The 18,830-nt window shown below is 66.5% G+C and carries 16 protein-coding genes; 4 read left to right on the top strand and 12 right to left on the bottom strand.

Annotation, left to right across the window (positions count from 1 at the left end; genetic code table 11):
• Positions 1 to 56 precede the first annotated feature (56 nt).
• The 6 genes from CXR42_RS10075 to hslO all read right to left on the bottom strand — a co-directional run bounded on the left by CXR42_RS10075 (position 57) and on the right by hslO (position 8,104).
• The gene (locus CXR42_RS10075) at positions 57 to 1,268 is read right to left on the bottom strand and encodes a class I SAM-dependent RNA methyltransferase (protein WP_103257410.1); all 1,212 of its coding nucleotides are present in this window, start codon (positions 1,266 to 1,268) and stop codon (positions 57 to 59) included.
• Complete coding sequence (locus CXR42_RS10080; RefSeq protein ID WP_103257411.1) at positions 1,265 to 3,121, bottom strand: ABC transporter ATP-binding protein; 1,857 nt, start codon at positions 3,119 to 3,121, stop codon at positions 1,265 to 1,267. The genes CXR42_RS10075 and CXR42_RS10080 overlap by 4 nt, the downstream gene beginning before the upstream one ends.
• A 121-nt stretch (positions 3,122 to 3,242) precedes the next feature.
• Positions 3,243 to 5,090, bottom strand: coding sequence for an ABC transporter ATP-binding protein (locus tag CXR42_RS10085; RefSeq protein ID WP_103257412.1), 1,848 nt, complete (start codon positions 5,088 to 5,090; stop codon positions 3,243 to 3,245).
• 163 nt (positions 5,091 to 5,253) lie between these two features.
• Positions 5,254 to 6,411, bottom strand: coding sequence for a CCA tRNA nucleotidyltransferase (locus tag CXR42_RS10090; RefSeq protein WP_103257413.1), 1,158 nt, complete (start codon positions 6,409 to 6,411; stop codon positions 5,254 to 5,256).
• Positions 6,412 to 6,524: 113 nt separating this feature from the next.
• Complete coding sequence (locus CXR42_RS10095; RefSeq protein WP_103257414.1) at positions 6,525 to 7,121, bottom strand: CoA pyrophosphatase; 597 nt, start codon at positions 7,119 to 7,121, stop codon at positions 6,525 to 6,527.
• Positions 7,118 to 8,104 (bottom strand): Hsp33 family molecular chaperone HslO, encoded by a 987-nt coding sequence (gene hslO / locus CXR42_RS10100; protein WP_103257415.1) that lies wholly within the window; start codon positions 8,102 to 8,104, stop codon positions 7,118 to 7,120. Before hslO ends, CXR42_RS10095 begins: the two co-directional genes overlap by 4 nt.
• A 79-nt stretch (positions 8,105 to 8,183) precedes the next feature.
• Between hslO and CXR42_RS10105 the strand changes: the two genes are divergently transcribed.
• Complete coding sequence (locus tag CXR42_RS10105) at positions 8,184 to 8,618, top strand: NUDIX hydrolase (RefSeq protein ID WP_103257416.1); 435 nt, start codon at positions 8,184 to 8,186, stop codon at positions 8,616 to 8,618.
• Here CXR42_RS10105 and CXR42_RS10110 read toward each other — a convergent pair.
• Positions 8,607 to 9,893 carry a SpoIIE family protein phosphatase gene (locus CXR42_RS10110; protein WP_103257417.1) on the bottom strand — a complete coding sequence of 429 codons (1,287 nt, stop codon included), beginning with the start codon at positions 9,891 to 9,893 and terminating at the stop codon, positions 8,607 to 8,609. The genes CXR42_RS10105 and CXR42_RS10110 overlap by 12 nt on opposite strands.
• 132 nt (positions 9,894 to 10,025) lie before the next feature.
• Between CXR42_RS10110 and CXR42_RS10115 the strand changes: the two genes are divergently transcribed.
• Positions 10,026 to 10,358, top strand: a complete 333-nt coding sequence (locus CXR42_RS10115) for an Hpt domain-containing protein (RefSeq protein WP_103257418.1) — start codon at positions 10,026 to 10,028, stop codon at positions 10,356 to 10,358.
• On the opposite strand, the gene ilvA is transcribed toward CXR42_RS10115, so the two are convergent.
• Positions 10,355 to 11,593 carry a threonine ammonia-lyase IlvA gene (gene ilvA, locus CXR42_RS10120; protein ID WP_103257419.1) on the bottom strand — a complete coding sequence of 413 codons (1,239 nt, stop codon included), beginning with the start codon at positions 11,591 to 11,593 and terminating at the stop codon, positions 10,355 to 10,357. The genes CXR42_RS10115 and ilvA overlap by 4 nt on opposite strands.
• Positions 11,594 to 11,726: 133 nt before the next feature.
• Here ilvA and CXR42_RS10125 point away from each other — a divergent pair, with 133 nt between their 5' ends.
• A complete protein-coding gene (locus CXR42_RS10125) occupies positions 11,727 to 12,659 on the top strand; it encodes a hypothetical protein (protein ID WP_103257420.1) in 933 nt (310 codons plus the stop codon).
• Between the two features lie 147 nt (positions 12,660 to 12,806).
• Positions 12,807 to 14,033 carry an argininosuccinate synthase gene (locus CXR42_RS10130; protein ID WP_103257421.1) on the top strand — a complete coding sequence of 409 codons (1,227 nt, stop codon included), beginning with the start codon at positions 12,807 to 12,809 and terminating at the stop codon, positions 14,031 to 14,033.
• Between the two features lie 69 nt (positions 14,034 to 14,102).
• Here the strand turns inward: CXR42_RS10130 and CXR42_RS10135 are convergent, their stop codons facing one another.
• The 4 genes from CXR42_RS10135 to CXR42_RS10150 are packed head-to-tail and all read right to left on the bottom strand — an operon-like array spanning position 14,103 to position 18,830.
• Positions 14,103 to 15,011 (bottom strand): hypothetical protein, encoded by a 909-nt coding sequence (locus tag CXR42_RS10135; protein WP_103257422.1) that lies wholly within the window; start codon positions 15,009 to 15,011, stop codon positions 14,103 to 14,105.
• Positions 15,012 to 15,021: 10 nt separating this feature from the next.
• Entirely contained in the window at positions 15,022 to 16,935 is a 1,914-nt protein-coding gene (locus CXR42_RS10140) for an alpha/beta fold hydrolase (protein WP_103257423.1), read from the bottom strand.
• Complete coding sequence (locus CXR42_RS10145) at positions 16,936 to 17,652, bottom strand: sulfotransferase-like domain-containing protein (protein WP_103257424.1); 717 nt, start codon at positions 17,650 to 17,652, stop codon at positions 16,936 to 16,938. It lies immediately after the preceding gene.
• A complete protein-coding gene (locus CXR42_RS10150; RefSeq protein WP_103257425.1) occupies positions 17,649 to 18,830 on the bottom strand; it encodes a phytanoyl-CoA dioxygenase family protein in 1,182 nt (393 codons plus the stop codon). The genes CXR42_RS10145 and CXR42_RS10150 overlap by 4 nt, the downstream gene beginning before the upstream one ends.

Raw genomic sequence — 18,830 nt, forward strand, 5'->3', positions numbered from 1 at the left:
CAGGATTTCGGCCGCGCTGCAAAGCAGGACAGGCTGTCGCAGGGATCACGGAAGCGTCAGCGTGACAGGCGGGCGACAAGCTCAACATGGGTGGACCAGCGGAACTGGTCGATGACCTGGACCCAGTCGAGGCGGTAGCCGGCGGCGGTCAGCGCCTTTGCGTCGCGAGCGAAGGTGACGGGGTTGCAGGAGACGGCGGCGATCACGGGGATTTTGGACGCGGCCAGGGTCTGCGTCTGCGCCTCGGCCCCGGCGCGGGGGGGGTCGATGACGGCGCCGGTGAACTGTTCGAGTTCGTCCGGTTCCAGCGGGCGGCGGAAAAGGTCGCGCGTCTCGGTGCTGATGCGGTGGAGGTTCGGGGTGTTGCGGGCGGCAAGGTCGAGGGCCTTGGTCATGGCCGCGTCGCCTTCGACGGCGTGGACCTCCATCGTCCCGGCCAGCGGCAGGGTGAAGGTTCCGACGCCAGAGAAGAGGTCAACGATGCGCTTCTGGGGGCCAAGGGCTTGGCGGACCGCAGCAAGGAGCGCGGCCTCGCCTTCGGCCGTTGCTTGCAGGAAGGCCCCGGGCGGGGGGACGACGGTGGCGGTGCCCATGGTCAGCGCGGGGCGGTCGCGCAGCGCCACGGTCTCGCCGTCCCAGGTCAGACGCGAGAAGGCGTGCGCTTCGACCAGGCGGGCGAGGTCCATGCGAAGGGTGCTGTCCAGGGGTTTGCCGCCCGTGACCACAACATCCGGGCCACCGCGGGTCAGGGTGACTTGCAGCGACAATTCGGCGGTGCGTGATCCGCCGACATAGACCAGCGCCTGCAGGCCGGGGAAGGCCGCCAGGATGCCGGGGTGCAGAAGCTGGCAATCCGGGATCTCGGCGATTGTGTCCGAGGCACGGGCGTGAAAGCCGATCAGCACACCCGATTTCGTACGGCGGGCCGACAGGGTAGCGCGGCGCCGGGAATTCGGTGGCGAGGTGACAAGGGGCAGGAAATCAGTCGCAAGACCCTGGCCCGCAAGGGCGTTCACGACGACCTCTTGCTTCCAGGCGGCCACAAAGGGCTCGGCGGCGTGCTGCAACTGGCAGCCACCACAGGCGCGGGCGTGGCGGCAGGGCGGTTTGACGCGGTTGGGCGAGGGGGTGATGATCTTGGGATCAGCCAAGCGATCGCCGTCGGGCGTGCCTTCGACCACTTCACCGGGCAGGGTGCCGGGCACATACAGGGGTCCGGGGGCGATGCCGTGGCCAAGGTGGCCCAGCCGGTCAATGGTGACGATCACTCTGCCGCTTCCGCTTCTTCGTCTTCGGTGCCGATGAAGCCGCCTGATTGCCGTTTCCAGTACCGCGCGTAAAGCCCATCCTTGGCCAGCAACTCGTCATGGCTGCCGATTTCGACGATCCGGCCACGGTCCAGCACGATGATCCGGTCCATCGCGGCGATGGTCGACAGGCGGTGCGCGATGGCAAGGACGGTCTTGCCCTGCATCACGCGGCCCAGCGCCTCTTGGATGCTGGCCTCGACTTCGCTGTCCAGCGCAGAAGTCGCCTCGTCCAGCACCAGGATCGGCGCGTCCTTCAGGAAGGCGCGGGCCAGGGCGATGCGCTGGCGCTGGCCGCCGGACAGCTTGACGCCGCGTTCGCCAAGGAAAGCGTCATAACCCTTGCGGCCGTTGTGGTCGAGCATCTGGCCGATGAACTCATCCGCTTCGGCGGCCTTGGCTGCGGCGATGATTTCGTCCTGCGACGCCTCGGGTCGGCCGTATGCGATATTGTCGCGCGCGCTGCGATTGAACATCGCGGTTTCCTGCGTGACCATGCCGATCTGGCGGCGTAGGCTTTCCTGCGTGACGTTGCGAACGTCCAGCCCGTCGATGGTGATGCGGCCCTGTTCGGGGTCGTAAAGGCGGAGAAGAAGCGAGACGAGCGAGGATTTCCCCGCGCCCGAGGCGCCGACGATGCCCAGCTTTTCACCCGCGCCGATGGTCAGGTCGATGTCCTGCACCCCGCCGCGTTGGCGACCATAGGCGAAGGTGACGTGGTCGAAGCGGATCTCGCCCTTGATCCGCGGCAGGGGTTGCGCATCGGGGGCGTCGGCCAGCGTGTGGGGGATGGAGAGGGTGCGCATCCCATCCTCGACCTCGCCCACGCTGGTATAGATCGACATGAGCGTGAAGCTGACCCAGCCCGACATCTGCGCGATGCGCAGCGCGATGGCCCCGGCGGCGGCAATGTCGCCAGCGGTGGCGCTGCCCTGTTGCCAAAGCATGACGGTTCCGCCGATCAGCAGAACGGGAAGGATGCCGGCCAGCAACATCAACGAGAAGCGGAACCAGGTGGAGATCACGCCGAATTCGAGGGATCGTTCGCGGAACACCTCCATGGCGTCCAGCGCGACCCGGTCCTCGAAGGCGTGGTGGGCGAACAGCTTGACCGTCTTGATGTTGGTGATCGTGTCGACGACCTGGCCCGACACCATCGCGCGGCTGGAGGCGCGGGCGGCAGAGTTCTTGCGGATCATCGGCATGAAAAAGCGGATCAGCCAGACATAGGCGATCAGCCAGACCAGCAGCGCGATGGCGACCTTGGCATCGACAGCCACCAGGAAGGCGACCGATCCGATGACGGAGGCAAGCGCGAAGCAGACGGTGTTGATGACCTCGGTCGCGACATCGGTGACGGCGCGGGCGGCCTGCATCTGCTTTTGCGCGATGCGGCCGGCGAAGTCGTTGTCGAAGAAGGTGACGGCCTGGCCCAGGGTCCAGCGGTGCAGGCGGGACAGGACCAGCGGCATCACGTTCGGGCCGATGATGATGCTGTTGGACGCTGAAGATACGGCAAAGGCCAGGGGGCGCAGGATCAGGTAGAAGACCAGGAACCAGACCACGAGGCTGTAGTGCGTGGCGAAAAAGTCGGTCGGGCCGGAATTGACGGCAGCGTCGATCACCCAGCCCAGGATCAGGGCGCTGACAACCTCGGTCACGCCGGCGAGTGACGACAGGATGCCAGCGACGACCAGCATCGGCCAGGACCCCGCAAGCGACCAGCGCATGAAGGCACCCAACCGTTGCGGCGGGGGGCCGTCGGCGGGGCGGAAGGCGTCGATGAGGGAGCCGAGGCTTTGAAGGGCGCTCATGCGGCAGAGGTAGGCCGGTGGGCGGGAAAGGGCAAGTGTTGGTCGGCCGGGACTGCTCGTCGATGACTTCGTCACTCCTCGCGCGGGGCGGAGGAGGAGACGAAGTCGAACGACGACGGGTCTATTGCGCGGCTTCCTCGTCCAAGCCGATGAAGCCGCCGGACTGGCGCGCCCAGAAGCGGGCGTAAAGACCGTTCTGGCGGAGGAGGTCGGCGTGGGGTCCGTCCTCGACCACCTGGCCGTCGTCAAGGACGACGATTCGGTCCATCGCGGCGATGGTGGACAAGCGGTGCGCGATGGCGATCACGGTTTTCCCCTCCATCACGCCGTAGAGGGCGCCCTGGATGGCGGCTTCGGCTTCGGAATCCAGCGCGGAGGTGGCTTCGTCCAGGATCAGGATCGGGGCGTCCTTCAGGATGACGCGGGCGATGGCGACGCGCTGGCGCTGGCCGCCCGACAGCTTGACGCCCCGTTCGCCGACATGGGCGTCATAGCCGCGGCGGCCCTGGGGGTCCTCCAACGTCAGGATGAAGTCATGCGCCTCGGCCTTCTTGGCGGCGGCGATCATCATGTCTTCGGTGGCGTCGGGGCGGCCATACAGGATGTTGTCGCGGACGGACCGGTGCAGGAGGCTGCTGTCCTGCTGGACCATGCCGATCTGGCGGCGCAGGCTTTCCTGCGTGACCTCGGCGATGTTCTGGCCGTCGATCAGGATCGCGCCGGATTCGGTGTCGTAGAAGCGCAGCATCAGCTTCACCAGCGTCGACTTGCCCGCGCCAGAGCGGCCGACGATGCCGATCTTCTCGCCCGGGCGGATGGTCAGGGTGATGTCGCGCAACCCGCCGAAGCCGCGGCCGTAGTGGTGCGATACGCCTTTCAGCTCGACCAGGCCGGCGCGAAACTCCAGCGGTTTGGCGGCGGGTTTGTCGGTCAGGCCAATGGGCTGGGCAATGGTCGCCATCCCTTCGGCAAGCGTGCCAAGGTTCTGGGCAAGGTTGGTCGAGGCCCACATGATCCAGTAGGTCATGGAGTTGATGCGCAAAACCAGCGCCATGGCTGCCGCGACCACGCCAATGGTCGCAGAGCCCTGGACCCAGAACCACAGCGCAAGTCCGCCGACGCCCAGGATCATCAGCCCGTTCAGGAAGGTCAGCGCCATGTCCATCTTGGTGACGATGCGCATTTCAACCTGGAAGGTCTTGCGCGAGGTCTCGATCGCTTCCTTGGCGTAATTGATCTCGCTGTCCTGGGTGGCGAAAAGCTTGACCGAGTGGATGTTGGTATAGCTGTCCACCACGCGGCCCGTCACGGCGCTGCGGGCGTCGGAGGAGGCGGTGGCGGCGGGACCGGCGCGGCGGATCGTCCAGCGCATCAGCAGGACATAGCCGGCGAACCACAAAAGCAGCGGGATCATCAGCCGGGGGTCGGCCTCGGCCAGCATCAGCAGCGCGCCGATGAAAGTGGCGGCGGCGAAGGCGGCCATGTCGAAGACCTGGAACACCGCCTCACCGGCTGCCGGAGGGGCCTGCATGATGCGGTTGGCGATGCGGCCGGCGAAATCGCTTTCGAACCAGCCGACGGGCTGGCGCAGGACGTGCCGATGCGCCCGCCAGCGCATCATCGTGCCGAAGTTCGTCATGATCGTGTTGTGCAACAGGCCGACCGAGCCGCCGGCGACCAGCGGGCGGACGATCAGGATGACCAGGGCGGCGACCAGGATTTCGGTCCAGTGGTTGGCCAGAAACGCCTCGGGGCTTTGGGTCGACATGAGGTCGACGAGCCGGCCGAGATACCAGATCAGGCCCACATCCAGCACGGCATTGCCGACGGAAAAGACCCCCGTGCCCATGAACACGCCACGGAACGGGCGAACGTAATCCTTCAGGAACGGCCAAAGCCGGGTCGGCGGGGCGTCCTGTTCGACATAGGGTTGATAGGGATCGACGAGGTTTTCGAAGAAGCGGAACATGGGAAAGACCCGAAGCAAGATGCGGCGATGGGGGTGAAGCGGTGCCTGCAAGCGACCGCCACGACGGGACCGGTCAACTCAGGCGAGTCGAAAGGAAATCCCGTTGTCCATGCCAAACCTCTTGTCTTGGGTGCGGATGTGGTAGCGCAACCGGAGCGGGTTGTCACGCCCCCTTGAGCAGCTCTTCCCGCGTGAGGGCAAGGTCAGACGCAAGCCAGCGGTTTTCCAGTTGCTTCAACCGCGCGCCCAGCGCCGCGCCCTGCATGGCGGGCATCAGGTCGCCGGCGGTGACGGGGAACCTGGCGGTTGCGCCGCGCTGGACCTGTGGCTGCCAGTCCCAGGGCGGGTGAGTGCCAAAGGTAGCGGCACGGGCCAGGATGGCGTCGGCCGCAAGGTCCGCGCCCAGCCGCCAGCCAAGCGCAGCCGGAGTATCCGAAGAACCAAGCGCCGTGCGGAGGTGGTCAAGATCCCGAACCTCGGCCCTGGAGAGGCGCAGGCTGTCGGTCGCGCCACCAAGGATGGCAAGACGGCGAAGCCAGCGGGACGGCTCGGCAGCGTCCAGATGGACAAGCGGGGCCAGCGCGCGGGGATCGGCACCGGGCAGGATGCGGGTCAGGATGCCGGCATGGAACATGGCGGCGACCGAAGGCGCGGGATCGTGGGCGGCGAGAAGTTTCCGCAACTCGGCGGTGATGCGTTCCCTGGAGATGCCGTGAAGGCCGTCCGCCAGCGCGGCGCAGGCGGCAAGGCCCTCGGGCTCCAGACCCTGCATCGGATCGCCATAGGCGGCATGGAAGCGGAAGAAACGGAGGATGCGAAGGTAATCCTCGCGGATCCGGGTTTCCGGGTCGCCGACAAAGCGGACGCAGCGGGCGTGCAGGTCGGGCAGGCCGTGCAGCGGGTCGATCACCCTGCCGTGGCGGTCGGCATATAGCGCGTTCATGGTGAAGTCGCGGCGCTGGGCGTCCTCGGCGATGTCGGTGGAATAGGCCACCACGGCGCGGCGGCCGTCGGTTTCGACATCGCGGCGAAACGTCGTGACCTCATGCGGTTTGCCATCGGCGACGACGGTCACGGTGCCATGGTCGATGCCGGTTGGGACGGGCTTGAACCCCGCCGCTTCGGCCAGGTGCGAGACAGTTTCGGGGGTCGCGTCGGTGCTGAGGTCCACATCGGTGACCGGAACGCCGAGAAGCGCGTTGCGGACGCAGCCACCGACGAACAGGACCGTATGGCCAGCCGCCTCAAGCGCCTGCATCAGGCTTTGGGTGCCCGGATGCTCTAGCCAGTCGCCCGCGATGGGAGTGGGTGTAACGTTCATGCGCGGCAGGATAGGGGCGGATTGGCGGGACGGATAGGGTGCGCTTTTGGTTCGAACCCGGGGCGCTGCCCCGGACCCCGGGATATTTTTGGACAGAAAATGCAGGGGCTGCGTCAAGCCTGCGCGCGGTCCGCCAGACCCCGCAGGATCCGCGCGGTGGCGCCCCAGATGTAATAGGGACCATGGGGCACGGCATAGTAGCGGCGCCAGACACCCATCCAGCGGCGGCGTTCGATGGCAAAGCGGGCCGGGGTCAGGACGTGGGACAGGGGGACGGTGAAAACCTCGTCCACCTCACCCGCTTCGGGGACCGGGGTGAAGGGTCCGCGGATCAGGCCGACGAAGGGGGTGATGGCAAAGCCGGTGACGGTTTCGTGGACGGGCAGGGTGCCAAGGATTTCCACGCGGGAAGGGTCAAGGCCGATCTCCTCACGGCTTTCGCGCAGGGCGGCGGCTTCGGGGCTGGCGTCGGTCGGATCGACCTTGCCGCCCGGAAAGGCGATCTGGCCGGGGTGGTGCTTCAGGTGCGAGGACCGCTTGGTCAGGATCAGGCCGGCGCCTTCAGGGCGGAGCCAGACGGGGACCAGAACGGCAGCCGGGCGCAGCGGCTTGTCCGCCGGGGGCCGGATCCCGGGGTTCAGGTCGAAATCCGAGGACGGCCCGGCGGGGCGGACAAGCGCCGCGCGCAGGGCGTCCTCGACGTCGATCATTCCGGCTTGACCGCTTCGAAGCCCAGGGTCTTTGGGTCCATCTCGTAATGTGCGCCGCAGAACTGGCAGTCGGCGGTGACGATGCCAGAGTCGGTGGTCATCTTGGCGATGTCCTTCTGGCTGTAGATCGACATGGTGTTGCGCACCTTGTCCTCGCTGCAGGAGCAGCCGAACCGGACAGGCTGGGCCTCGAACACGCGGGGCTCTTCCTCATGGAACAGGCGGACCAGAAGGTCGGTTGGCGGGACCGAGGGGCCGATCATCTCCAGCGTCTCGACGGTGTCGAGCAGCATGTTGGCGCGGTTCCAGTCGTCGGATTCGGCGCCGCCCAGGATGTCGGCATGGGTCAGAAGGCCGCCTTCGCCGCTGCCCTGTTCGGCGGCCACGCCTCCGACGGCGGGCATGTGTTGCAGCATGATCCCGCCGGCGCGCCAATGCATCGGGCGGCCGGGTTCGGTGCTTTCGCCATAGGCCAACTGGAAGCGGGTCGGGATCTGTTCGGACTGGGCAAAATAGGTCTGCGCGCAGTCGGACAGGCTTTTGCCGGCGATGGGAGTGAAGCCCTGGTAGGGGACCATGCCTTCGCCCTGGTCGATCATGACGGCAAAGTAGCCCTCGCCGATCTGGGAGAAGGGGTCGGCCTTCAGGTCCAGCCGGTCGGCATCGTAGCTGGCATAGGCGCGGATGCGGGCGGGTTGGCCGTCCTCGGTCGGGCCGTAGTAATCGGTGGCGATCAGGCGGGCGGGGCCCTTGCCGCGGACCTGCAGCGAGAGCTTCCAGCGCAGCTTGACGGCCTGGCCGATCAGCGCGGTGAGAAGCGCGGTTTCGGCCACCAGCGCCTCGATCACGGAGGGGTAAGCGTGCTGCTTCAGGACCTGGTCAAGGACCCCGTCCAGGCGCGCGACCCGGCCGCGGATGCCCGAGGCGTCAAGCTGGAATGGCAGGACGGTATCGTCCCAGGCGATTTGCGAACCGGTGGTCATGGGGAATTCCTGATGGTGCCAATTGCTGGCATACCGCGCCTATATAGGCAGGGCAACGGCTGGTCCAAGGGGGTTCGCGATGATCCGACGCTATGGCGAGGGGGTAAGGCCGGGGCAGCGCTATACCCGGCGGCCGGGGGTCTATGCGGTGCTTTTGCAGGGCGACCATATCCTGGCGACGCATCAGGCAGCGCCGGTGCCCGAATTCCAGCTGCCCGGCGGCGGGATCGACAAGGGCGAGCAACCGATTGCCGCGCTGCACCGCGAGGTGTTCGAGGAGACCGGCTGGAAGATCGCCGTCACCCGGCGCCTGGGGGCGTTCCGGCGGTTTACCTTCATGCCGGAATACGACCTTTGGGCCGAGAAGCTGTGCACGGTCTACCTTGCCCGGCCGGTACGGCGACTGGGCCCCCCGACCGAGGCAGGGCATACGGCGGTCTGGCTGCCGGTCGAGGACGCCCTGACGCGGCTGGGAAACGAGGGCGACCGGGCGATGCTGTCGCTATTGCTCTGACAGGTCCAGGATGATCCCCGAAACATCATCGGGGAAAATGTCGCCGCCCGAACGGTGCGTCAGATCCCAGACGAGCGACTCCAGCAGGTCGGCCCCGGACAGATGGGCGGACCGACGGAGGCTGTCGATCAACCCATCCTCGCCAAAGTCCTGCCCGTCGGGCAGCGGACATTCGGTGAACCCGTCCGAGACCAGAAGCAGGCGGTCGCCGGGGGCCAGTCGGGTGTCCAGCCGGTCATAGCGCGCCTCGGGGATCAGGCCGATGGGCAGGCCGCCAGCCCCCAACCGCTCGACCGAGCCGTCGCGGCGCAGGATCAGGGGGTGCGGGTGGCCGGCCTGCACCAGGCTGACCTGTCCCACCACGCGGTCGACCACCGCGAAGGCCATGGTGAAATACTGTTCCGCCTGGATTTCATCCAGCATCAGCCGATTGAACCGTTCCGCCACCGCCTCGGGTGGGAGGAGGACATGGCCACCCGAGGGACCCTTCTGGAAGGCCAGGTTCTGCTCCGGCGAGGAGCCGGTCAGGAACCCCGCCAGCCGCGCCGTCATCATCGCCGAGGCGACGCCGTGACCGGAAACGTCGATGGAATAGACCGCAACCCGATCCTCATCGACGCGAAAGCTGCCGACCAGATCGCCCCCTACCCGGCCCGAGTTGCGCAGAAGCAGCGAGGCGCGGGACCAGCCATAGTCGCGCACGCGGTCGCGGATCAGGGTCTGTTGCAGCTTTCGCGCCTCGATCAGGTCGCGGTCGAGCGAATCGTACAGCTTTTGCAGTTCCGACAGGGTGCTGGCGATGACCCGGTTCTTGGCCAGAAGCTCGGCCTGCATGGCAAGCATCCGTTCCCCGGCGCGCAGCCGGGCCCGCAGTTCGTTCGAGGCGACGGGCTTGGTCAGGAAATCGTCGGCCCCCGCCTCCAGCCCATCGGCGATCTCGGCCGTTTCGGATTTCGAGGTGAGCAGGACGAAATAGCCGTAGTTTTCCCGCGCGAGGTCGCGGAAGCGGCGGCAGAAATCCAGACCAGACAAGCCGGGCATCATCCAGTCGCTGATGATGATGTCGACATCGACCCGGGCGCAGACGTCCAGCCCGGCTTCGCCCGATTCGCATTCGGTGACCTGATAGCCCCACCGGCGCAACTGCATGGACAGCATGTGCCGCTGCGCCCGGCTGTCGTCGACGACCAGGACATGACGCGGGCCGGGCTGCCCGGTCTGGGTCGTTTCAACAAGGCTGGGGCTGGCTGACACGTCGTCCTCATCCGAATCCATCTGTCGGACAGTGTCCCCGCCGCCTTAACGCGAGGTGAAAGGTAAAATTGGACGCGATTCCTGGGATGCGGGCGACGAATTGTTAAGCGCGATCCACGACAACGGATGCGTGGGTTTTCTGGTGAGGTGGCCATGATAGATTGGCGAAGGGTCGAGGAATTGCGCGAGGAAATCGGTGCCGACGGGTTTGTCGAGGTGGCCGACATGTTCCTGGACGAGGCGGAGCAGGCGGTGCGCGCGTTGCAGTCGGGCCTTTCGGGGGCCGACCTTGAAGGCCAGCTGCATTTCCTGAAGGGCAGCGCCCTGAACCTGGGCCTGTCCGAGCTGGCGGCGATCTGCCAGGACGGTGAACGCAGGGCTGCCGCCGGTCAGCCCGGGCCGATCGACGTGCAGCAGGTGGTGGCCGTCTATCAGACGTCGCGCACGCAGTTGCTGGAACGGCTGGCGACTGATTCGGCCGCCTAGATGAGGAATTCGGACAGCGCCTCGTCCCCCGTGATGTCACGGAAGGCCAGGCCGGCCGCATCCATCCGGTCGGTGAACTGACGGAAATGCCCGGCGTCCTTCGTCTCGATCCCGATCAGGACCGACCCGAAGTTGCGCGCCGATTTCTTCAGGTATTCGAACCGGGTGATATCGTCGTTCGGGCCAAGCAGGTTCAGGAACTCGCGCAAGGCGCCGGGACGCTGCGGCATGCGCAGGATGAAGTACTTCTTCAGGCCGGAAAAACGCTGGGCGCGTTCCTTCACCTCGGGCAGACGTTCGAAGTCGAAGTTCCCGCCCGAGGTGACGCAGACCACCGTCTTGCCGCGAATCTCGTCGGCCAGTTCGGGCAGCACGTCCACGGCCAGGGCGCCGGCGGGTTCCAGAACGATGCCTTCGACGTTCAGCATCTCCAGCATGGTGACGCAGATCCGGTCCTCGGGCGCGAGGTGGACGTGGTCGCGCGGCACCCAGTCCAGCATCGCGAAGGTTCGGTCGCCCAGCCGCGCCACCGCCGCGCCATCGACGAAGCTGTTGACGCGTGGCAGCTTCACCGGTGCGCCCTCTCGCAGGGCGGCGGTCAGGCTGGCGCCGCCAAGCGGTTCGACGAAACGGAATTCGACCTGGGGCGCGACCTCACGCAGGAAGCCGGTCACGCCAGAGGCAAGGCCGCCGCCGCCCACCGGCAGCACCACCATGTCGGGAGCGCGGCCTAGCTGGTCCAGGATTTCTACCGCGACCGAAGCCTGGCCTTCGATCACGTCGTCATCGTCGAAAGGCGACAGGAAATGCGCACCGCGTTCGGCGCAGAAGGCCTGGGCGGCCGCAAGGGTCTGGTCGAAATAGTCGCCGGTCAATTCGATCCGCACATGAGGACCGCCGAAGATCCGGGTCTTGTCGATCTTCTGCTGCGGGGTGGTGACGGGCATGAAGATCACGCCCTCGACCCCAAAATGGCGACAGGCGAAGGCCACGCCCTGGGCATGGTTGCCGGCACTGGCACAGACGAACTCGCGTTGGTCGGGCCGGGCTGCGCGCACCTTGCGCATGGCGTTGAAGGCGCCGCGAATCTTGTAGCTGCGGACGGGGGAAAGATCCTCTCGCTTCAGCCAGATCTCGGCCTCGAATCGCGCCGAGAGGTGATCGTTACGCTGCAGGGGTGTCGCGGGAAACAGCGCGCGCAGGGCATGGGTCGTGGCACGCGCAGGCAGATTCATGCCGGTTTTCACTGTCTTACACCTTTGGTTTATGCCCGGTTTATAGGCTTTGCCCGATTTTCGCCATCAACTTACGGCCCGGTCGACGCTTGGACCATGAACTTCCCCAGCCATACGCGAAGGAGACGATGCGATGAAACTTAAACCTTTGGCCATTACGCTGGCGGTATCTGCCCTTGCCCTGACCCCTGTCCTGCCGGTGTTCGATCTGCACACCGGCGGCGCCGCTTACGCGGAGAAGGGTGGCAATGGCGGCGGTAATGGTGGCGGTGGTGGAAATGGTGGCGGCAGCAGCAAGTCGGAAAGCAAGTCGAAGGACAAATCCAGCAAGTCCGAGAAGAAGAAATCGGCCAAGCAGGAGGTGAAGAAGAAGCCCAAGGCCGCCGCGGTCGAGGGTGAGGTGACCAAGGCCAAGGGCAAGCCCGTGGTCGAGGGCGAGATGGCCCCGAACGAGTTGGGCAAGATGAATGGCGCGCTGAACGCCAACATCAACGCCGTGCTGGCGCACATCCGCAACGGTCAGACGACCAACGGTCCGGTCGGTCTGCTGGCCGGTCTCGCGGTGGCAGATGCCGGTGTCGCGGCAGCGGGCGGCGCGGCGGAAGAGCTTCAGGCCAAGGCAGATGCCTTCACGGCGCTGGATGCAGAGCTTGAGGCAGCCGGATTTGCCTCGGCCGAGGAATACCTGGAAGCCAAGGCCAATGGCGAGCTGACCGAAGAGGAAATCGCCACCATCGATCCGCTGATCGACGCGGCCGGCGGCACCACCGAGGACGGGCTTGCCCTGGCCGAGACGCCCCCGACCGAGGAAGAGATCGCCGCGGCCGAGGAAGCTGCAGCCGAAGCCGAGCAGGCCGTGACCGATGCCGAAGCCGCCATTGGTGAGGCTTGGAACAAGGACGGTGACCTGGAGGGCCTGCTGACCCAGATGCGCGAAAAGCTGGCGGCCGACCAGGAAGCGATCGACGCTGCCATCGCGGAAACGCAGGCCGGCGAAGAAACGGCCGAGGCGACCCCGGAAGAAGAGGCCCCGGTCGAAGAAGAAGTGGTGATCATTATCGAGTGATCGGAACGCCAGTCGGCCTTTGCCGACCGAGTTCCCTGTTGGAGCAGCCCGCCCCCGTGGCGGGCTGTTTCCGTTTCCGGGGCAGCGACCTTGCTATGGCGGCGGTTTGCCTTTAATCGCCAGCAAAACCGGGACGGAGCCTTCCAAATGCAGAAGCCGAAGAAAGTGGTGCTGGCCTATTCGGGCGGCCTTGATACCTCGATCATCCTGAAGTGGCTGCAGACGGAATACGGCTGCGAGGTGGTGACCTTCACCGCCGATCTGGGCCAGGGCGAAGAGTTGGAACCCGCGCGGCAGAAGGCGCTGCTGATGGGGATCAAGCCCGAGAACATCCACATCGTCGATGTCCGTGAAGAGTTCGTGCGCGATTTCGTTTTCCCGATGTTCCGGGCGAACGCCCTTTATGAGGGGCTGTATCTGCTGGGCACCTCGATCGCCCGGCCGTTGATTTCGCAGCACCTGGTGCGGATCGCGCATGAGACCGGGGCCGATGCGGTGGCGCATGGCGCGACGGGCAAGGGCAATGACCAGGTGCGGTTCGAGCTTTCAGCCGCCGCGCTGGACCCGGCCATCAAGGTGATTGCACCCTGGCGGCTGTGGGATCTGACCAGCCGGACGAAACTGCTGGAGTTTGCCGAGGCGAACCAGATCCCGATTGCCAAGGACAAGCGGGGCGAGGCGCCGTTCTCGGTCGATGCGAACCTTCTGCATACCTCGTCCGAGGGCCGCGTGCTGGAGAATCCGGCCGAGGAATTTCCGAACTATGTCCTCCAGCGGGTCGTGCCGGTGGAAGAGGCGCCGGATCAGGCCGAGATGGTGGAGATCACCTTCGAGAAGGGCGATGCGGTTGCCATCAACGGCGAGGCGATGAGCCCCGCGACGATCCTGACCCGCCTGAACGAGATCGGCGGCAAGCATGGCGTGGGCGTGCTGGACCTGGTGGAAAACCGTTTCGTCGGGATGAAGTCACGCGGCGTGTACGAGACCCCCGGCGGGACGATCCTGATGGAGGCGCACCGGGGGATCGAGCAGATCACGCTGGATGCCGGCGCTGGCCACCTGAAGGACAGCATCATGCCGCGCTATGCGGAACTGATCTACAACGGCTTCTGGTTCTCGCCGGAGCGGGAGGCGCTGCAGGCGCTGATCGACAAGACGCAGGAGCATGTCAGCGGGACCGTCCGGGTCAAGCTGTACAAAGGCCGGGCTGTGACGGTGGCGCGCTGGTCCGAACATTCGCTGTACAGCGAAAAGCACGTGACCTTCGAAGAGGATGCGGGCGCCTATGATCAGAAGGATGCCGAGGGCTTCATCCGGCTGAACGCGCTGCGGCTGCGGTTGATCGCCAGCCGGAATGCCCGCGTGGCGAAATAGGCTGTCCGGCGTGGACAGCTTGGTCCACATAGCAAAAGCAATGACTTGCGGGGGGCGGTTTACGCCCCCTTAACTTTTTTCCCCGGCGGCCTGGGCTTCGATCACGGCCTGCGCAAGCGCCAGCGGTGCCGAAAGGTCGGCGACGGCGTTCTGCACCGCTTCCAGGATGCGCGGTTCGGTGGGGAGGACGCCGCCCAGCCGGAACAGGTCGCGGTGGTGGGTCAGGGCCAGCCAGGTGCCCTTGCCGTCCGAGGCGATGCTGTGCGGCGGCCAGTCCCGGGCGAAGGGCGTGAGGGCGGCGACCAGCGCGTCGATCCGCGCCGTCAGGGCCGGGCTTTCCCCGCCGCCAAGCGCCGCGATCCACAGGCCGAACTTGGCCCCCGCAAGATCAAAGTCGCGCAGGTGCCGGTAGCCATCGGTGGACAGGAAGTTGCCGAAGGCGATGCCGGGCCGGGCCACATGCACCGGGGCCAGCAGGAACGGTGCGGTCGCACCGCCATCGGGAATGTGCAGGACGATGCCAGAGAACAGGGTGTGGTGGCGGTCGTTGCTGGGACGGATGCGCAGCTCGGCAAGTTCAACCAGGCGGTCGGCGACACGGGCCTGGATGTGATCCTCGGCATCGACGCGGCCACGGGGGAGAAGTTGTGGGGGCATCCCGTTCAGGACGGCAAGCCCGCTTTTGGCATAGGTCATGCCCAGCGCCTGCGCGACGGCCGGCAGGATCAGTGACTCTTGCCGCTGGCGCATCAGGCGATAGACGAAACCGACCGGGACCGAGCCCAGCAGCACCGAGCCAAAGGCCAGCGCGGCAGGATCCTGATCGTCGGCAAAGAAGGACGGCGGGTTGAGGACCAGCCAGGCCAGCCCGCAGCCGATGGCCAGGATGGTCAAACCTGCGAGAAGCGCGGTCGTCCGCACCTTTGGCATCAGGATGCGGACCGACTCTTGCACCTTCGTCGCGGCATTGCCGAACATCGTCGTCCTTTCAGGGCAAGCGCGGCAACTGCGCCGGTTGGCCGTTCCACATGCCAGAAATCGACCAGGATTCTTCTGCCAGACGATATTGATAGGTGATCGCCCCCGTCGCCCCGCCCGAGGCGGTCAGGCCAAGGGTGATCGAATCGTCAGGATCGCCGAAGTTGACCTCGATCCCAGCACCGGAGAGGGCGAGGTCAGGCCAGAACCGGCAATCCTGAAAGCCGTAATCGGTGCCGCTGTCGGTCGGGGTGACCGACAGCGTGCCGCCGTGGTCGCAGCCGATGGTCGTGGGGTGGACGCCGTCCCAGACCGACAGGGGGATGCTTTGGTAAAGCTCGGTATCCACGGCCTGGGCTACGGCGAGGGGGTTCTGCAGGTCGGCCGGGTCGGTCAGGGTCAGGGCGGTATAGTCCTTGACCAAGTCCTGCCGGCATTGCTGGTCGCGTGCGGCAGGCAAGGTGCCGTCCAGCAGCGCGGCGCGGACGATGCTGTCAGGGCACGGCAGGCCCCGGCCCCAGATCACATGCGGGCCGCCCTGCATGAAGATGCCATAGGCATTGGCGGCGCTGTCCAGAAGGTCATAGGCCATGCTGATCGGCGTGATCGGGTCGGCGTCGCCGTTCAGGATCAGCGTCGGCCAGTCGCCCCCGACATAGCGCGCGGGGCGGGTCGGCGGACCCTGATGCGGCCAGTAGGCGCAGGCGAGTTGCTCTTGGAAATAGGCGCGCAGCAGGCGCGGGGCCTGCGGTGCAAGCGCGGCGGCCTGGGCCAGGATCTGGTCGGCGCGTTCGTCCGGCGTGCCGGTGCCGCTGTCATAGTCGGTGCAGGTGATCGCGAAGAAGGCCGCGCCGAACCAGCCGGGGTCGGGGATGCCGACACCGGTTTCCGGGTCGATCTGCATGTTGGCATAGCCCAGGTGCAGCATCGGCACGAAGTTCCCCCGCCCGGCGGCAGCGAGGGTGCGCAGGAACTCGGCCCGGCCTTCGGGCGAGTAGAGGGCGAAAAAGGTGTTGGATTCGAAAAGGCCGCGGGTCAGTTGCCGCGACTCCACCCGGCCAGAGGCGAGGGTAAGGGGCACGCGGATCGGCTGCTGGTCCAGTTGCGCGGCGATGCGGTCATAGACCTGCCCGGCAGGGGCGCCCATGTCGCGGGCGCAGGCGGCATTCTCATCACAGGCGGCAAGGGTGCGGGTCAGGATCGCCTCGGCCGCAAGGGTGTAGGCGGTGTAGAAGCCCGGCGCGTCCAGCGAGAGGTCCACGACTCCGTCCAGGATCACCCCCTGCACGGCTTGGGGAAAGGCGGCGGCATAGGCCTGCACGAACTGGGTGCCGTAGCTTTCGCCGTAAAGCCAGACCTTGGGCGCGCCGATCTTCTGGCGGAACGCCTCGGTATCGCGGATCGCCTGGTCCGAGGCGACGTAGGGCAGGAGATAGGCGCGGTTCATCTCGGCCGTGCAGTCGGCGACGTAGGCGCGGGCGGTGGCCTTGGCGGTATCGGGGTCGCGGATCGACAGGTCGGCAGCGTCGAACCGAGCCTGCGCGATGGGGCAGGCCAGGCCGTTGTCCGGCCCGGTGCCGCGCTGGTCGACGAACACGATATCCAGATAGTCGGTCAGCCCGTCCTCGAACGAGGACAGGTAGTTTTCGGCCGAAGCAAGGCCCGAGGCGCCGGGACCGCCGACGACATAGAACAGGATGCCCCGGCTTTCGACATTGGCGAAGGACAGGGCGAAGGTGATGTCGATCTTGCCCGGCCCATGCGGCGAGCGGTGGTCGAGCGGTAACCGGAGCGTGGTGCAGGAAAGGGTGGACATCTCGCACGGGTAAAGGTCGAGGTCCGAGGTCGCCTCATACAAGGACTGCGCCTGGGCGGGGGCGGCGAGGGTCAGGGCGAGAGTCAGGCTTCGGGCAAGGGCGCGCATCTAGAGGGCCAGCGCCGCGAGACGGTCGTAATAAGGCAGGGCCTGGTCCGAGAGGCGCTGATAGTCGGGCGGCAGGTCGGGCAGCGGGCCCTCTGGCTCTTCGAACCCGGTGGAGCGGTGGACGGCGTTGTACCAGTGCGGCGCCCAGACCCCGTCCTGCGGTTTCGGGCCGGCGGGCCAGTGCAGCATCGCCTCGTGGAACGGCAGGCCCAGCGCGGCGCACAGCCTGGTCAGGGCGGCGCGCGGGTTGGCGCGGATCGCCTCGGCGCTGATCACGGGCGGGGCGGTGCCTGTCAGGTCGGCGACCTGGTCGTAAAGCTGGGCCTGCTGGACAAAGCCGATGTCCTGAAGCGTCGGCGCCTCGCGCTTCTTGGCATAGCTGGCGATGACGCGGGCGGGGTGGCGGATCAGGAAGGCATTGGTCAACTGACGCAGGAAGCTGCGGTCGAAGGCGGGGACCATGTGCATGGTCATGTGCTTTTGGTACCAGTGCGACCTGCCGTCCGGGTTAGGGCCCGTGCAACAGGCGGCAACGGCGGCCGGGTCGGTGGGCTGGCTGGCGATGACCGCGTCCCGCATCGGGTGGTCGATGCCGGTGGCGTGCAGGTAGGCGGCATAGAACGGCTCGTCCGTCGCGGCGCAGTCGGGGCGGGCGGCGAAGCTGTACATCAGCGCGGTGGACAGGTTCCGGGGGCCGGACCACATGGCGATTCTCATGGCAGGCGCTTTGCGGCTTGGGCGTCGAGGGCGGCGTTGAAGGCCTCTGCGGTCCAGCGGGCGGCGAGGGCTTCGTGCATCAGGGCGGCCTGGGATTTGGGCGCGAGGCCGCCTATGGGCGGGTCGCGGTCAAGGTTGGTGGGGAAGCTGTAGCCTTCCGCCGTGGCGGCGATGGCGTTTGCGGTCTGGCTTTCGCCAAGATCCAGCGCGAGAAGCGCGGGATACAGCGCCTTGCACATGGCGGTGCGGTCGATCGCTTCCATCGCGCGACCATAGGCGGAGGAGACCTGGAAGAGGTTGACCATCCGCTTCACATCCTTGGTCCGGTTGGTTCCGGCCGCGTGGAACAGGGCTGGAGAGAAGAACAGCATGTCGCCTTTCTTCAGCGGCAGTTGCACGGCGTTCGCGTCGAAGTAGACCCGGAACTCGGGCCGGGAGGTGGCAAGGTAGCCGGCGGGATATTTCTGGCTGTGGGGCAGCAGGAGCGTCGGCCCAGCCTCAATGCTGGCGTCGACATGGGCGACGGCGCCTTGCAGAGTCAGCATGGGCGAGAAGGCGTGGACATGGGCCGGGTAGCGGGCGACCGCCTCGGCCGACTGGAAGCCCAGGTGATAGTCGCGGTGCGGAGACTGCGCCGCGCCGCCGGGGTTCACCACGTTCAATTGCGCCGTCATCTGGTAACAGGGGCCAAGCCAGGCCTGGGAAACCAGCGCGAGGAAGGGGTTGGCGTAGTAGCGGGCGAAGTTTTCCGGGTCCGCCAGGCAGTGCTTTTGCAGGCTGTTCCAGAGGCGATCATTCGCCCCCGGCTTGGCAAAGTGGTCGCCGCCACCGGTGCCCGCGCGGTTCTGCTGGTCGATCAGGTCGCGGAACAGGTCGGAGGCCCGGTCCAGCATGGCGTGGTCAGCCTCGGCCCCCGCAAGGACAAGGACGCCGGGGCCGTTGGCAAAGGCGTCGGCCCATTCGGCCATCAGGGTATCGGCGAAGGCGGGGTCCGAGAGGCGGGGAAGAAGCGCGGGGCAGTCGTAGATCAGGACGCCCTTTTCCACACGCGCAGCAAGGGGATAGTCGGTGGGGTCGGTCACCGCGTCGCACAGGCTGGCGAGGTCCGAGAGGTCGCAATCTTCCGCCCGGAGGTAGGTCTTGCGCGTCAGGTGGAGGGAACGGTCACGTTTCTGCAT

The organism is Tabrizicola aquatica, from assembly GCF_002900975.1.
Classification (GTDB): domain Bacteria; phylum Pseudomonadota; class Alphaproteobacteria; order Rhodobacterales; family Rhodobacteraceae; genus Tabrizicola; species Tabrizicola aquatica.

Coding starts and splice junctions, on each gene's coding strand:
- CXR42_RS10130 (WP_103257421.1), top strand. CDS start 12,807: ATGCAGAAGCCGAAGAAAGTGGTGCTGGCCTATTCGGGCGGCCTTGAT.
- CXR42_RS10095 (WP_103257414.1), bottom strand. CDS start 7,121: ATGATCGACGTCGAGGACGCCCTGCGCGCGGCGCTTGTCCGCCCCGCC.
- CXR42_RS10140 (WP_103257423.1), bottom strand. CDS start 16,935: ATGCGCGCCCTTGCCCGAAGCCTGACTCTCGCCCTGACCCTCGCCGCC.
- CXR42_RS10105 (WP_103257416.1), top strand. CDS start 8,184: ATGATCCGACGCTATGGCGAGGGGGTAAGGCCGGGGCAGCGCTATACC.
- CXR42_RS10085 (WP_103257412.1), bottom strand. CDS start 5,090: ATGTTCCGCTTCTTCGAAAACCTCGTCGATCCCTATCAACCCTATGTC.
- CXR42_RS10115 (WP_103257418.1), top strand. CDS start 10,026: ATGATAGATTGGCGAAGGGTCGAGGAATTGCGCGAGGAAATCGGTGCC.
- ilvA (WP_103257419.1), bottom strand. CDS start 11,593: ATGAATCTGCCTGCGCGTGCCACGACCCATGCCCTGCGCGCGCTGTTT.
- hslO (WP_103257415.1), bottom strand. CDS start 8,104: ATGACCACCGGTTCGCAAATCGCCTGGGACGATACCGTCCTGCCATTC.
- CXR42_RS10135 (WP_103257422.1), bottom strand. CDS start 15,011: ATGTTCGGCAATGCCGCGACGAAGGTGCAAGAGTCGGTCCGCATCCTG.
- CXR42_RS10080 (WP_103257411.1), bottom strand. CDS start 3,121: ATGAGCGCCCTTCAAAGCCTCGGCTCCCTCATCGACGCCTTCCGCCCC.
- CXR42_RS10150 (WP_103257425.1), bottom strand. CDS start 18,830: ATGCAGAAACGTGACCGTTCCCTCCACCTGACGCGCAAGACCTACCTC.
- CXR42_RS10090 (WP_103257413.1), bottom strand. CDS start 6,411: ATGAACGTTACACCCACTCCCATCGCGGGCGACTGGCTAGAGCATCCG.
- CXR42_RS10145 (WP_103257424.1), bottom strand. CDS start 17,652: ATGAGAATCGCCATGTGGTCCGGCCCCCGGAACCTGTCCACCGCGCTG.
- CXR42_RS10110 (WP_103257417.1), bottom strand. CDS start 9,893: ATGGATTCGGATGAGGACGACGTGTCAGCCAGCCCCAGCCTTGTTGAA.
- CXR42_RS10125 (WP_103257420.1), top strand. CDS start 11,727: ATGAAACTTAAACCTTTGGCCATTACGCTGGCGGTATCTGCCCTTGCC.